Source organism: Rhizobium rhizogenes NBRC 13257 (assembly GCF_000696095.1).
GTDB classification, from domain to species: domain Bacteria; phylum Pseudomonadota; class Alphaproteobacteria; order Rhizobiales; family Rhizobiaceae; genus Rhizobium; species Rhizobium rhizogenes.
Genome location: NZ_BAYX01000006.1, coordinates 195,721 through 209,052, shown reverse-complemented (window position 1 = coordinate 209,052; position 13,332 = coordinate 195,721). Strand labels below are relative to the sequence as shown.

14 protein-coding genes and 1 other annotated feature are annotated in these 13,332 nt (G+C 58.7%); of the genes, 7 read left to right on the top strand and 7 right to left on the bottom strand.

The genetic code is table 11. The features are described from left to right. Positions 1-21: 21 nt before the first annotated feature. A complete protein-coding gene (locus RRH01S_RS15195) occupies positions 22-1,215 on the bottom strand; it encodes an ABC transporter substrate-binding protein (RefSeq protein ID WP_042472564.1) in 1,194 nt (397 codons plus the stop codon). A gap of 222 nt (positions 1,216-1,437) precedes the next feature. Between RRH01S_RS15195 and RRH01S_RS15190 the strand changes: the two genes are divergently transcribed. From RRH01S_RS15190 to RRH01S_RS15170, 5 genes are all read left to right on the top strand, one after another. Continuing rightward, positions 1,438-1,731: a hypothetical protein gene (locus tag RRH01S_RS15190; protein ID WP_007690631.1), complete on the top strand. Its 294-nt coding sequence runs from the start codon at positions 1,438-1,440 to the stop codon at positions 1,729-1,731. 613 nt (positions 1,732-2,344) lie between these two features. Continuing rightward, complete coding sequence (locus RRH01S_RS15185) at positions 2,345-2,542, top strand: hypothetical protein (protein ID WP_007690633.1); 198 nt, start codon at positions 2,345-2,347, stop codon at positions 2,540-2,542. Between the two features lie 13 nt (positions 2,543-2,555). Beyond that, positions 2,556-2,747, top strand: a complete 192-nt coding sequence (locus RRH01S_RS34430) for a hypothetical protein (protein WP_007690634.1) — start codon at positions 2,556-2,558, stop codon at positions 2,745-2,747. Positions 2,748-2,834: 87 nt separating this feature from the next. Further along, positions 2,835-3,710: a hypothetical protein gene (locus RRH01S_RS15175; RefSeq protein WP_234711701.1), complete on the top strand. Its 876-nt coding sequence runs from the start codon at positions 2,835-2,837 to the stop codon at positions 3,708-3,710. Between the two features lie 86 nt (positions 3,711-3,796). Continuing rightward, positions 3,797-4,642, top strand: coding sequence for a VOC family protein (locus tag RRH01S_RS15170; protein WP_042472561.1), 846 nt, complete (start codon positions 3,797-3,799; stop codon positions 4,640-4,642). Between the two features lie 447 nt (positions 4,643-5,089). On the opposite strand, the gene RRH01S_RS33490 is transcribed toward RRH01S_RS15170, so the two are convergent. Beyond that, on the bottom strand, positions 5,090-5,236 hold the full coding sequence (locus RRH01S_RS33490; protein WP_007690640.1) for a DUF1127 domain-containing protein: 147 nt from the start codon (positions 5,234-5,236) through the stop codon (positions 5,090-5,092). A 285-nt stretch (positions 5,237-5,521) separates the two neighbouring features. After that, positions 5,522-5,577 (top strand) — a sequence feature (sul1 is cis-regulatory element that is thought to sense ions involved in sulfur or methionine metabolism; They are found in Alphaproteobacteria). A 70-nt stretch (positions 5,578-5,647) separates the two neighbouring features. Between RRH01S_RS33490 and RRH01S_RS15160 the strand changes: the two genes are divergently transcribed. Further along, positions 5,648-7,114: a SulP family inorganic anion transporter gene (locus RRH01S_RS15160; protein ID WP_042472555.1), complete on the top strand. Its 1,467-nt coding sequence runs from the start codon at positions 5,648-5,650 to the stop codon at positions 7,112-7,114. Positions 7,115-7,307: 193 nt separating this feature from the next. After that, positions 7,308-8,078 (top strand): pyrroline-5-carboxylate reductase, encoded by a 771-nt coding sequence (locus RRH01S_RS15155; RefSeq protein WP_007690644.1) that lies wholly within the window; start codon positions 7,308-7,310, stop codon positions 8,076-8,078. Between the two features lie 117 nt (positions 8,079-8,195). Here the strand turns inward: RRH01S_RS15155 and RRH01S_RS15150 are convergent, their stop codons facing one another. From RRH01S_RS15150 to RRH01S_RS15130, 5 genes are all read right to left on the bottom strand, one after another. Next, positions 8,196-9,227, bottom strand: a complete 1,032-nt coding sequence (locus RRH01S_RS15150) for an ABC transporter substrate-binding protein (protein WP_007690645.1) — start codon at positions 9,225-9,227, stop codon at positions 8,196-8,198. A gap of 31 nt (positions 9,228-9,258) precedes the next feature. After that, entirely contained in the window at positions 9,259-10,026 is a 768-nt protein-coding gene (locus RRH01S_RS15145) for an ABC transporter permease (protein ID WP_007690647.1), read from the bottom strand. After that, entirely contained in the window at positions 10,023-10,886 is an 864-nt protein-coding gene (locus tag RRH01S_RS15140; RefSeq protein ID WP_042472550.1) for an ABC transporter ATP-binding protein, read from the bottom strand. The genes RRH01S_RS15145 and RRH01S_RS15140 overlap by 4 nt, the downstream gene beginning before the upstream one ends. 314 nt (positions 10,887-11,200) lie before the next feature. Next, positions 11,201-12,067, bottom strand: coding sequence for a Pnap_2097 family protein (locus RRH01S_RS15135; protein ID WP_042472547.1), 867 nt, complete (start codon positions 12,065-12,067; stop codon positions 11,201-11,203). Further along, positions 12,064-13,332, bottom strand: a complete 1,269-nt coding sequence (locus RRH01S_RS15130) for an MSMEG_0569 family flavin-dependent oxidoreductase (protein WP_042472544.1) — start codon at positions 13,330-13,332, stop codon at positions 12,064-12,066. Before RRH01S_RS15130 ends, RRH01S_RS15135 begins: the two co-directional genes overlap by 4 nt.

The window sequence follows — 13,332 nt, the reverse complement described above, 5'->3', positions numbered from 1 at the left end:
GGTGATATTCCTCGCGCTCGGTTATTGGGCAGGGTACTGGATGTCCGCCGTATAGGCGCCCTTGATGCTCGGCTTGCCGTTCTCGATCTGAAGAAGGATCATCGGCAGGCGCGCCTGGTTGTGATCGTCGAAGGTGACCTCACCGACGGGGCTGTTGTATTTTATCTTGGAGAGCGCCGCGCGCACCTTGTCCTGTTCGATGCTGCCCGCCTCGTGGATAGCCTCGGCAAGCAGATGAACGGTGTCCCAATGGACGTAGGCGTGGTTGTTGGGCGCTTCTTTATAGGTGGCGGTGAACTTTTCGACAAAGGCCTTGCTGGCCGGTGAATCCCATGCCGGTATCCAGGCGGCGGCCTCGACAGCACCTTCGAGCGCCGTCGGAGCGGATTTAATGGTCTTCTCGGTGTTGAACTCGCCGTTGCCGATCAGGGTTACCTTGCCAGCAAGACCAAGCTCGATCATCTGCCGCGCAATGATCGGCGTTGTATCGGCAAGGCCGTACAGGATGATCGCCTGCGCGCCATTGTCCCGGATCTTCGCCAGCACGCTGCGGAAGTCGACTTCGCCTTCCTTGTAATAATCCTCGCTAAGGATCTCACCCTTGAACTGCGGCAGGTATTTCTTGGTGAACTCGATGGCAGAGCGACCATAGTCGCTGTCGACGGAAAGGACTGCAAATTTGGTAAAGCCGCGCTGTTCGGCGGCATACTTCGCAACGATAAGCGCGCGGTTTTCATCCGTGGGGTAATTGCGGTAGGTCCACTTGAAACCGCCGACGCCCGCTCCGTATGTGATCTTCGGATTTGACGAGGCGGCGTTCAGCAGCAGGACTTCGGCGTCCTCCACGACGGGCTGCATCGCAAGCGTCACCGAGCTGGAGACGTCGCCAATGACGAAGCCGACTTCGTCTTCATCGATCAGGCGGCGAGTGGCAGAGACCCCTTCGACAGGCGTACCCTGGCTGTCGGCATTGTAGAGCTCGATCTTATGCCCGTCGACGCCGCCGGCATCGTTGATTTCCTTCACGGCGAGCTCCGCGCCATGCATCGAAAATGCACCATATCGGGCGTTCGGGCCGCTCATCGGCGCGACGATCCCGAGCTTGATGGGAGCGCCTTCGGCTCTCGCCGCGCCCGAAATATTCGGCGCGAGCGTCACCAGTGCCAGCATGGCGGTAGAAATACAAAGTGCTCTGCGGGTTATCGTATGCATCATGTTCCCACTCCGTTTTCGGATGCGATCGCCCGGCTTTTGCCGTGACGTGCCTGGTGCCGCTTTTGCGGTTCTTCCTCGTCACAGTAGGTTCATAGACGCGTATCTGGCCAACACAACTCCATTCTGCCGCCATAGCGTTTCTTTATGGCGAAGCGCCATTTCCGACCGGCGGTTTTGTGCGCGAAGGCTGGAATTGCGACATTGCTCGTGTAGGATCACACGATGACGAACACCTCAGATCCGCATCATGACGATGCAGAAATCCACCTCAGCGCTGACGAGGCTATCGTGCTCTTCGAGCTTCTGTCTCGCTGGTGCGATTCGAAGGCAATTCATACCCCTACCCCCGACAGCAAGTGTTTCGAAAGCACGGCGGAATGCGCCGTGCTCCACGGCGTTCTCGCAAGTCTTGAGAAACAACTCGTCGCTCCGTTTAAGGAAGACTACCATCAGATCGTAAAAGAGGCGCGGCGGCGGCTGGTGGACCTTTGGGATTATCCGACCCTTAAAGGCTGATCGGCGGCAATGAGTGGAGACGTGGCGCTGTGACAAAGCTTTGAAAGTAGTTGTTGGCAGCCCATTCCGAAAGCGACCGCACCTGGCATTCGAGATTGAAATCGAACGCCAAATTATGTGTCCTTACATTGACACCTACACTACCGCACCTACCCGTTTGGGCGTCTATACGCAGGGTAGAGACGGTTGTATTGATAGGTCGTTCACTACCCGGTGAACCATACTGCGCCAGGCGTTAACGCCCCCAACCTACGCCTGGCGCCCCCTCCGCCAATGGATACTCCTCGCTGCGCCAGCATGATGGCGTCGGGATTTCAGGCAAGCTTCATCGTCCAAACACACGGGACATGAGCCGAGGGAACTATCAACAGCGCCAGGAATACGCCCCCACCAATATCGCAAACAACTCCGCCGGTTCGCTCGCAAGGTCACCTGCGCGCGCCCTGCATATTAGAAATCTTTTCTACGATCATGCGGGTTATTTGGCATCAACCGGAATGGTCATCCAGATGCTCGCGCCATATAGTCTATTAAATTAGTAGATTATAAACGCTGCCCCGCCGAATACACTCGGTAATCCAGTCGGCAGGGCAGATTTTAGCGGGTGATCGCAATGGCAAAACAAGTGATCGAATATGCCGGCGTGCCGGTGGGAATCGTCGTTCCGGACAGGGACCTGCTGAAGTTCATCGCCGTCAAGTTTCATGTGCATGATCTTGACGGCCAGCACTTTGCCTCCGCCTCCGACGTGCAGCGGGCAATCCACAAGCTGATCTCGGCCTCTGGCAACCGCGTCGATCGCGCCGCCTGATCGGAGGGATGTCATGGGCAGGCTGCGCCACTTCTTCCGTCTCTCCGCCCAGCGCGACGATCTTGAAACGAGGCTGCTTGCTCAGGAGTATCGCTTCCTGCTCCTGGACGATCATTTCGACGACGGCATCGACAGGGAACTGCAATCGAGATGCGACGAGCTCTCCGCTGAAATCTCGGCGCGCCGCTACCGGCATCATCGTTGACAGTCCACCTCGCCTCCCTTTGCGACGATCGGCCTCTGCCATGATCGATAACAAAAGCACTGTAGCGCTCAACCAGGAACATAATGGATGCCAAACGGATTTTTCGCCAAAAGAGCCCTCGTGTTGCGAACCACATTGAGAGCAGCAGTTCTCGCTGCCGTCATCCCGTTTGCCTTCCAGAATACGGCCCTTGCAGACCAAAAAGTGCTTCTGTCCTATGAGGCGACGCCTTCCGCAGGGTTCGATCTGCCACGGCTCGCCCAAGCGAGCTATGACGACCGGGCGGCCTTCTCGGCCGAAGTGCTGAAAGACATCGTACCGAAGATCATAGTGGCCAATGGCATCGACCTCGGGACCCTGGAGACGGAGGTAACGCCCGGCGGGTATCTTCTGAAAACCAACGCCTCGCTTCAGACCGAAGGAGCACTTGATGATGCCGTGGCAGATCGCCTGGCCGGCTCTCTTGGTTATATCTTCCGCCAGTATAGCGTCCTCGTCTCTCGCCTGGACGACACAGCTGGCAGCACCGGTTTCGTTGTCGTGCGGTTCCCCAAGGATAGCCTCAACGCCGCCGTCGCGCAGAAATTCTTCGAGACGGCAGAGGCGTCGAAAAAGGGCTTGGGCGGCGGCTACACGGCATTCGGGGACGAGCAAATCTTCCTCAACGTCACGAATTCCGAAGGAAAACCCTATAGCGGCCTCGACGACACAACCTTCCTTGACGGCCTGAAGCAAGCTGCCGCATCGTTTGGCGCACCGGCGCCGGAAGTATCTGCCTCCGGCAGGGCAACGGCACGCTTTATCGGGAATGATTGGGACAAGTCCAAAGAAGGCGAAGACTATATCAACCGGCTCGGCGGGCCGGATTCCGAGCTGATGAAAAAACTGGACGAAATCAGCAAGGACTATGCATCCCTCGTCGCGAAGACAGCCGAAAGCAAAGGTTGGAACAAGGGTGAATGAGGGCTCGCACCCGGCACGAAAGCACGAGTCGGGTTCAGCGAGAACAGGCGATCCAATACTATAGCCAATATTCGAAGGCCCCATCCATGTCCGTTACAGTCCAGCCACTCGGTCTTGATCACGCTGTCATTGGCGTTCTCGACCAACTCGATGCCGCAGCGGCGGTTTACCGCAAGCTTGGCTTCACGCTGACCCGGCGGGGCTATCACACGCTCGGCTCCATCAACCATCTTGCCGTCTTCGGCGAGACCTATCTCGAGCTTCTGGGATTTCCGCCGGGGGACGATAAGAAACTGAGCGATCTCTGGTCCTATCCGGTCGGCCTGAATGGTCTTGCCTTTCGCACGACCGACGCTGCAACCTTGCGAGGCGAACTGGCCACCGCCGGCAAACCGGTAACCGACTGGAAAGACTTCTCCCGCCCCGTTGACGTGGATGGCGTACAGAAACCTGCCAGTTTCCGGACCTTCCAACTCGGCCAGGACGCGATTTCCAATGGCCGCTTCTTCTTTTGTCAGCACAATACGCCGGAGCTGGTGTGGCGCCCGGTCGATCAGGACCATCCGAACAGCGTTTTGGATATCAGTGACGTCTTTATCGTCAGCCGTAAGCCTCAAACGATTACCGAACTCTTCGACGGGCTCCCAGCGACGACGGCGCCCCGGATCGACAAGGATGGTATTGTCATCCAAGCTGGCGGTGTCACGATCCATATCCTTTCTGAGGACAAGGCCGTCGCCCGTTTCGGATCAGCCATTCCGCAGAGCTTTGAGGGCAATGAGCGAAAGGTCGCCCTCGGACTAAAAGTCCGCTCACTCAAGACCGCAGCAGATGCCCTCGCGCTCGGCGGTTTTTCGCCTCTAGCCTTCGAGAGCGGCTGGCTTGTCGATGCTGTCGCCGCCAATGGCGTCGCGCTTTGGTTCAGGAAATAGCAAGGACTCACACCGACATCATGAAGCTCGAGTCACGTCCCTCCAGGACGATTGGCTCGATCTGCGGTTCGGCCGTTAAGAGGAACACCGCCCAGAAACGAAAAAGCCTGCCGCGGGAGGAGGTGCGGCAGGCTTTTCGAAAAAAACCGAACAGCGACTGGGAGGAGGAGTGTCCCTGTTCCTACAGACGTCCCTGGGAGGAGGAGTGGGCCGTCTGAAATTCGAAGCTCTGCGGGAGGAGGTGCATCGCTTCGATGGTTTGAAGATACTCCGAATATAAATCATTACCATGCCTTATGCTGCACTGCAGCTATGCAAGAAATACATGCCGGAAAGAATTCGCGATGGAAGGCCCGCCTGACAGGCTTCGGCCATGGAAGACCGATGCAAAAACGCCCGCGTCATGCGCGGGCGTCGAGCAGTCTTGGAGGCGATAAGTCCGTGCGGTTAGCGCGCGACCGATGCGCGGGCAACGCTGCGGATGTCGGCGCGATCGATGCCGAGGTCCTGCAGTTCGCGGCTGGACATGCGGCCGAGTTCGTTAACGGTCTGACGGAACTTGCGCCAATTGTTGAAAGAGCGTGCTACGTTCATGATAATCCCCTTTCCTGAGGGCTGATGACGTCAGCAACCTTGCTCGGCTCCGGCGTCGTTTCGATGGTTGGAACATAGGCGTTTCAATCGGTTTAAAACAGACACAATCTCTCACGGCACCTATGCATATAACGCAACTGTTTCGTGGATTCCACAAAGGATGATTGTTTTTTAGGCCTTGAAGGGATCGAAACCATCAACGGGTCGACATCCGGGTAGCCACGGACGACGGGCGATTTCATGTTGCGTCGCGGCAAACATGCGGATTATAAACGATGCACTCACCACGGACCCGGTGAAACTCCGGGTGGCTCTTCTGGCCGCCGATCCGCCAGATAACGCAAAACCTGCATGCCATCCAAACAACCGCTCAACAGAGCGTGTTCGCCATGCTTTGCGAGAACTCATCATATGCAGCTTTCATCCATCCGTCGGGATTGGTCTGCCAATCCCATGCGCGAAATGCTCGCTGGAGCCGTCGCAACATTCGCGCTGATCCCCGAGGTCATCGCCTTTTCCTTCGTTGCGGGTGTCGACCCGCAGGTCGGCCTGTTCGCGTCTTTCGTCATCGGCATCGTCATCGCCGTTACGGGCGGGCGCCCCGCGATGATCTCGGCGGCGGCTGGATCGGTCGCACTCGTTGCCGCCCCCCTGGTCCACGCACACGGGCTGCCTTACCTCTTCGCTGCAGGATTGCTGGCGGGCCTTTTTCAGATCCTGTTCGGGCTCTTGCGTCTCGGCGTCCTCATGCGGTTCGTTTCAAAGTCGGTCCGCACCGGCTTCGTCAACGCGCTGGCGATTCTGATCTTCGCAGCCCAGCTTCCGCATATCATCGGGGGAGACTGGATCGCCTACGCCATGCTGGCCGCCGGCCTGGCGATCATCTACCTGGTTCCGAGGATCACGACGGCGATCCCGTCGCCATTGATCTGCATTCTCATTCTGACCATCGCCTCGATAGGCCTCCAGCTTCCGGTCATGACCATCGCCGACCTCGGGAAACTACCGAACTCTCTTCCGGTCTTTGGCTGGCCCGCGGTTCCGCTGACCTTGGAAACGCTGAGGATCATCGCTGGCCCAGCGCTCGCCATCGCCATGGTGGGCCTGCTCGAATCCATGATGACGGCCAGCGTCGTTGACGATCTTACCGACACTCCGAGTTCGAAGAACAGGGAATGTACCGGCCTCGGCATCGCCAATGCGGCGGCGAGCCTGTTCGGCGGGATCGCCGGCTGCGGCATGATCGGCCAGACCGTCAGCAATGTGAAATACGGCGGACGCGGACGTCTCTCCACCCTGTTTGCAGGTGCCTTCCTGCTGGTTCTGATGGTCCTCTTGAAGCCATGGGTTTCTCAGGTTCCCGTAGCGGCACTCGTGGCCATCATGGTGATGGTGTCGATCGACACTTTCGACTGGTCGTCATTGCGCGCGGTCGTCATTCATCCCAAGATGTCGAGTGCAGTCATGGTCGCGACCGTTCTCGTTACGGTGTTCAGCGCCAATCTGGCGCTGGGCGTAACTGTGGGCGTCCTCCTGAGCGGCGTTTTCTTCACCTTCAAGGTCGCCCGCCTATTGCGGGTGGAAACCGAGACGGACGCTTCAGCCGGTCGTTTGACATATCGTGTCTCGGGCCAAGTCTTTTTCGCATCCGCCGATGTCTTCGTCGAGGCCTTCGACATTCAGGATGCGAGCGATATGGCGGTCCTCATCGACGTGTCGCAAGCACACTTCTGGGACATTACCGCTGTCGCGGCGCTGGAGAAGGTGGTGCAGCGGTTCAAGGCGCATGGCATTCCAGTGGATGTTGCGGGTCTCAATCAGGCCAGTTCCACGCTCATCGGAAGCCTCGACGGGTCGATGAAGCTGAAGGAGACCTGATTGAAATTGGCGGCCACCAGTTTCAGATGACCCCGTTCAACCATGTAGGCCCGGAAAACAACATTGTTTCGGCATGTGGCGCTCCCCGGTCCGCGTGGTGTCTATCCGCCTTGCCGGCGAGGATCTCGTCGTGACATTGTCGAACCGCAGCACCATTGTCGCTCCGCGCGGCGGAATAATCAGGATATCAGCCATGAAAGTCGGATTTGTCGGGACGGGCGCGATCACCGAGGCGATGGTGACCGGTATGCTGACGGGGTCACCTCTTGCAAGCGAAGTCATCATCTCGCCTCGCAACGCCGATGTTGCGGCAAGACTGGCGGAAAAATTTCCGGCAGTGCGAATTGCCGCCGATAACCAGGCGGTCGTCGATGCCTGCGAGATTCTGTTCCTGGCGATCCGGCCACAGGTCGCCGAGGATGTCGTCAGGGGCCTCAACTTCCCCGAAGGCCAGGTTGTGGTGAGCGTGATCGCCGCCGTGGATCGCGGCACGCTCACCGAATGGATCGGTCAGAACGTTCGCCTGACGCAGGCGGTTCCCCTGCCGTTTGTTGCCCAGCGCGAAGGTGTGACCACAATCTATCCGCCGGACCGCGACGTCGCTTCGCTATTCTCTTCTTTGGGAACTGCCGTCGAATGCGACACCAAAGAGGAATATGACCTGCTGGCGGCGGCAAGCGCGATGATGGCTACATATTTTGGCATCATGGATCGCGCCACAGGCTGGCTCACTGATAAGGGAATGCCGGAACGCACGGCACGCGCTTACCTGGCTCCGCTTTTCGCCAGCCTCTCACAGACCGCGCTCAAGTCCAGCGAGATTCCATTCGAGGAGATGAGCCGCGAGTTTGCGACGAAGGGCGGTCTCAACGAGCAGGTCCTGTCCGACTTCGACCGCAACGGCGGCATGACAGCGCTGACGGCAGCGCTCGACCGCGTGCTCATACGGATCACCAATGGCTGATGCCATGGAATGGTGTCCTCGGCGAGGTCGACATTCATCCATGATCCTTACATGATTGCCCACTGAAACTCCGGCGCGAAACACCGAGCCGGAGCCAAAGTCGAGGGCATCATGACATCATAGCTTGGCCGCCTTAATGAAACGTGGATCGAAAGTCTTGTCGTAGGGCACGTCGGCATCGGCCAATTCCGGGTCAAGCGTCTTCAGGACACTCATCATCGATTTGTAGCCTTCCTCGCTGATCATGCCGTCAGGTGAATACATTTCCTTCGAATTCTTGAAGGCCTGTATGTAAAGGTCGCGGTTTCCGAGAAGGTAGTCTTCAGGCACGGTATCTGCCACGTCTTCCGGCTTTGCCTGCTCGATCCATTTCAAGGCCTTCAGGAAGGCATTGGTCACCCGTTGCGTCGTCACCGGATTGGCCTCGGCGAAGCTGCGCTGGATATAGACCGTTGCGGCCGGGTTCGGGCCGCCGAACAGCGCGCGTGTTCCAGCCTCCGTCCGCGTATCGATAAGGACAGAAACCTGGTCCTCATACTGAAGCTGGGCGATTACCGGATCGAGATGCGACAGGCCATCGACCTCGCCGTTCTTGATCGCCGCAACGGCGCTTGCGCCGCCGCCTATGCCGATCAATGCGACATCGGTGGGCGCCAGCCCGTTCTTCTGCAACGCATATTGCAGCATCAGCGCGGTCGATGAACCGGGCGCCGTCACCCCGATTTTGCGGCCCTTGAGGTCGGCCACGGACTTGATCTCGCCCGCGAGTTCCTTGCGTACGGCAATCACGATCCCGGGGAACCGGCCCAGGCCGCAGATGGCGACGATATCCTGCCCCTTGTTCTGCATACGGATCGTGTGCTCGTAGGCGCCGGCGACGACATCGACCGAACCGCCGATCAGCGCCTGCAGCGATTTCGCGCCCCCGGCAAAATCGTTGATCGTGACGTTCAGCCCCTCTTCCTTGAAGAAGCCCTTCTTTTCGGCAATCGTCAGCGGCAGGTAATAGAGCAGCGGCTTGCCGCCGACGGCGAGCGTCAGATCCGGCTTTTCCGGCTTCGCGTCATCGGCGATGGCCGGCACGCTTGCCTGAAAGAAGGCGGCAGCACCGATGCTGGCTGTGCCGATCAAGAATGTCCTGCGTTCCATGTTTTCCTCCACTCATCGAAATTGAAATCGCTTAATGCCGCCACCGCAGCATGTGCCGCTCGACCTTCGTCATCAGCCAATCGACGATGAGGACGAAGGCCATCAGCACGAACATGCCGGCAAAGACGCCGGTCACATCGAACACGCCTTCGGCCTGCTGGATGAGATAGCCGAGGCCTGCGGCCGAACCCAGATATTCGCCGACCACCGCGCCGACGACGGCAAATCCCACCGAGGTATGGAGGCTCGAAAACATCCAGGACAAGGCCGAGGGAATATAGACGTGGCGCAGCAGCTGCCTCTCGTTCATGCCGAGCATGCGGGCATTGGCAAGCACGGTCGGGCTCACTTCCTTGACGCCCTGATAGACGTTGAAAAAGACGATGAAGAAAACGAGCGTGACGCCGAGCGCCACCTTCGACCAAATGCCGAGACCGAACCATAGGGCAAATATCGGTGCCAGGACGACGCGCGGCAAGGCATTGGCGGCCTTCACATAGGGGTCGAAGACAGCGGCCACCACGGGCCGCCGCGCAAACCAGAAACCGAAGGCCACCCCGCCGATCGCACCGATAAAAAATGCCAGAAGGGATTCCGACAGCGTCACCCAGAGATGATACCAGATCGATCCGTCAGCGAACCATTTCACGATGCGCGCGGCAACCTTGAGCGGATCGGCAAAGAAGAATGCGGCAGTTCGCGGGTTACCGAAGACATGCGTTGCCGTTGCGAGATACCACGCACCGACGATGACGATCGCCACCAGCAATTGGCAGGCCAGGAGCTTCGTTCTGGTCATTGGGCGGCCACGTTGGTCTGCTGATAGGCGGTCATGACTTCTTCTCGCAGCGCATGCCAGATGCTTTTATGCAGTTCGGTAAAGGCCGGGTCGTGGCGGATTTCGGCGATATCGCGCGGCCGGGGGATCGAGACGCGGAAATCGCCGATGATCCGGGATTTCGGCCCAGCCGACATGATGACGATGCGATCCGCGAGCGCAATCGCCTCATCGAGATCATGCGTGACGAACATCACCGCCTTCTTGTCCTCCGACCAGAGGTTCAGGAGAAGGTCGCCCATGATGAGGCGGGTCTGTGCGTCGAGCGGACCGAACGGTTCGTCCATCAGCAACAGCTTCGGATTGCGGATGAGCACCTGAGCCAATCCGACCCGCTTGCGCTGACCACCTGACAACATGCGTGGATAACGATCGGCAAAGCCGCCGAGACCAACGCGCTCAAGCCATTCCACCGCCGATTTGCGCGCTTCATTCGCTGGCACGCCGGATACTTCCAGACCGATGGCGACGTTTTCGAGCACGGTTTTCCATGGCATCAGCGAATCCTGCTGAAACAGGTAGCCGGCTTGCCTGTTCAGCCCCTTCAGAGGCCGCCCGAAAATCTCGACGGACCCGGACGCCGGTTCGAGCAGCCCAGCCGCCACGTTGAGAAGCGTGGATTTGCCGCAGCCGGTCGGCCCGACAATGGCTAGAAATTCGTCGCCCGCTACATCAAGATCGGTGTCAGCCACCGCGTCGAAGCGCTTGCCGCCAGCAATCCCGAAAGAAATCGACACATTATTCAGGCGAACAGCCCGAGGAGCCGTAATCGTCACGGCTTCCGCTTTCGATTGAAATTTTTCCAACTCTCCCGAACCCATCATTCAACAAGCGACACCACAAAGAGCTAGGCCTACCGGACACCAGGCAATTGCGATCCAACCCATTGCATTATCATTCAGAGCGCACAAACTTGAGCGGCGGACCTATCCAATGCCGCTGAACTGCGTTCATCGATGAAATGACATAAGTTGCCTCGCCTCGCTGTCTCCTCCAGGCAGCGCTCCACCCGCCCAATCTGGCATCATGCAGCGTATTTTCCATAACATTTTCATTATGAAGCGGCCAGCATGTCGTTTGTCTTTTAATCTCAAGGGACCGTGATTGCTACCGACAAAAGCACTTCACACTGCGCTTAGTGCGCCGCCGTTAGAAACACGCGCCCAATGAGGTCGCCATCGGAGCGACGGAGGTTGCAAGCCACCGACATTGTTCGGCGGTCCATGGCCGTCAGCTCCACGCTGAGCGGTTCGCCGATGCCCGCATTGCCCAGGAAGAAGCTATCCCTTTGGGTTATGTTGCGGAATGCGCCGTCGGGAAACCAGCTTTCTAAGGCTCGCGCGACGAAAGCCTGGAAGTGGGCGAAATAGAGCAAGCCGGCTCCATTGAATTCCTGGGTTGTGGCAGGTTGAAAACGAAAATCCCGCAGAACATTCCGATCCGCCACCGCCATGCCGAGATGGGTTTCGCAACGACCGTTGCGGACGTCCGATGCAATCCGGGCAAGCGTGTTTTCCAGCCGCACCGGAAAACAATGTGTACCGGGCAACTCGACGCGAGCGATCGACACATTGTCGTTCTCGCGCGTCCGACGAACAAAGGCCGAGAGGAGCTCGACATCGCCGATTGGCTCTCCATCGACGAGAAGCCGGTGTCGTGAGGCAACCTGGGTCTTCGACACCGGTTCAAGCACGGACTGAATACACAGCACCTGATTGGCGCGCGCCCGATCGAGCTGCGCATTTGTCAGCGATGTCGCGCAGATCGCCGCATAGGTTTCGGTCCCGTCGGCGGTGCGAAAGTCCGCATCGTCCATGCCCATGCGCCTTGCCAACAGCAGCCAATGGCGATGTCCGAGTTCCTTCATCAGCCAGGTCTCTGAGAGGCCGAAGGGCGTCAGCTGCGGCATGCCGAGCAGAATATGCGGTTCGAGCGCCCGTTCCATAAGCACGCACTTGGAGGGCTGGTGGAACATCTCGACATTGCAGATCGCGAGGCTCATCCGTTCGCTGCCTGCTTGAGCACCGACCGGCCGGTAGCCAGCCGTTCCACAAGTTGACCCACCACATATTCCGCATCCTTTCCGACGCTGAGGAAGCGGCCGGAGCCCCACGTCCAAAGCCAGGGCATGCCAAGGACATAACTTCCTTCTACGCTGGTGACGCCACGTCGATGGACCGGATAACCGGTGCCGTCGAAAATCGGCAAGCCGACAAAGGACCAGTCCGGCCGGAAACCCGTCGCCCAGATGACCGCGCCGATACCTTCGGCCACAAGGTCGATTTCCGCAGGTTCGATCTCCGGCTCCCATAGCGGAACATAGGGCGAGCCAGCCGGTGCATCAATGTTGTTTGCGGCTATGTGCTTGTCGATCAGCGCGTTGATGCCATTATAAACCCGGTCGGCGTCGTCGAGATTGGCCCTGAGGTTCGGCTCGAACAGCATCTTGCCATTCGAGACGCCGGACATCCGGCCGTAAAGCGCCATGCCCTCCAGCGCGAATTTCCGCAGGTCGATATCCCGGCCGCCGTCCCGGCCCGTCAGGTAATGGTTGGTGTCATGCTTCTTCTTGCCCATGCCATCATGTTCGACCGTTATGTCATACTGGCCGACGTCGGAAAGCCAGTCGACCACGTCGCGCCCCCGATAGAAGCGCGCGCAACGCGGTGCATTGCCGGTCGCCATATGCACCTTGCGACCCGCAAGATGCAGGTCCTCGGCAATCTGGCAACCGGACTGTCCGGAGCCGACGACGATGACCCCGCCCTCGGGCAGTTGATCGGAATTCCGATAATCGGCGGTATGAAGCTGCATGATGTTATCCGGCAGGCGCTCGGCGGCGCGCGGTATGGCCGGATCGCTATAGAGACTGGTGGCGAGGATCACGCTATCGGCGGTTACCGTTCCGGCTGAGGTTTCGATCCTATAGAGATCGCCAGCCTTTTCGAGCGCGGTCACCGCAGTATGTTCGAAGACCGGCGCGTCGACCTTGCGAATAAACCGGTCGACATAGCCAATGATCTCGTCCTTGATCATGAAGCCATGCGGATCGTTGCCGTCATAGGGATGATCCGGCAACTGGCACTGCCAGTTGGGCGTGACCAGGCAGAAGGCATCCCAGCGCTGCTCCCGCCATTTGTGCGCCATGGTCTTCTTTTCGAACACGACATGATCAATGCCGTGCTCTCTCAGATAATGGCTCGCCGAAAGGCCGGCCTGGCCGCCGCCGATGACGACGGCACTGTAATGAGGCTCCAAAGTGGGCAT

Coding starts and splice junctions, on each gene's coding strand:
- RRH01S_RS15185 (WP_007690633.1), top strand. CDS start 2,345: ATGGCAAAACAAGTGATCGAATATGCCGGCGTGCCGGTGGGAATCGTC.
- RRH01S_RS34430 (WP_007690634.1), top strand. CDS start 2,556: ATGGGCAGGCTGCGCCACTTCTTCCGTCTCTCCGCCCAGCGCGACGAT.
- RRH01S_RS15145 (WP_007690647.1), bottom strand. CDS start 10,026: ATGACCAGAACGAAGCTCCTGGCCTGCCAATTGCTGGTGGCGATCGTC.
- RRH01S_RS15150 (WP_007690645.1), bottom strand. CDS start 9,227: ATGGAACGCAGGACATTCTTGATCGGCACAGCCAGCATCGGTGCTGCC.
- RRH01S_RS15170 (WP_042472561.1), top strand. CDS start 3,797: ATGTCCGTTACAGTCCAGCCACTCGGTCTTGATCACGCTGTCATTGGC.
- RRH01S_RS15190 (WP_007690631.1), top strand. CDS start 1,438: ATGACGAACACCTCAGATCCGCATCATGACGATGCAGAAATCCACCTC.
- RRH01S_RS33490 (WP_007690640.1), bottom strand. CDS start 5,236: ATGAACGTAGCACGCTCTTTCAACAATTGGCGCAAGTTCCGTCAGACC.
- RRH01S_RS15160 (WP_042472555.1), top strand. CDS start 5,648: ATGCAGCTTTCATCCATCCGTCGGGATTGGTCTGCCAATCCCATGCGC.
- RRH01S_RS15130 (WP_042472544.1), bottom strand. CDS start 13,332: ATGCCCACTTTGGAGCCTCATTACAGTGCCGTCGTCATCGGCGGCGGC.
- RRH01S_RS15175 (WP_234711701.1), top strand. CDS start 2,835: ATGCCAAACGGATTTTTCGCCAAAAGAGCCCTCGTGTTGCGAACCACA.
- RRH01S_RS15140 (WP_042472550.1), bottom strand. CDS start 10,886: ATGGGTTCGGGAGAGTTGGAAAAATTTCAATCGAAAGCGGAAGCCGTG.
- RRH01S_RS15135 (WP_042472547.1), bottom strand. CDS start 12,067: ATGAGCCTCGCGATCTGCAATGTCGAGATGTTCCACCAGCCCTCCAAG.
- RRH01S_RS15195 (WP_042472564.1), bottom strand. CDS start 1,215: ATGATGCATACGATAACCCGCAGAGCACTTTGTATTTCTACCGCCATG.
- RRH01S_RS15155 (WP_007690644.1), top strand. CDS start 7,308: ATGAAAGTCGGATTTGTCGGGACGGGCGCGATCACCGAGGCGATGGTG.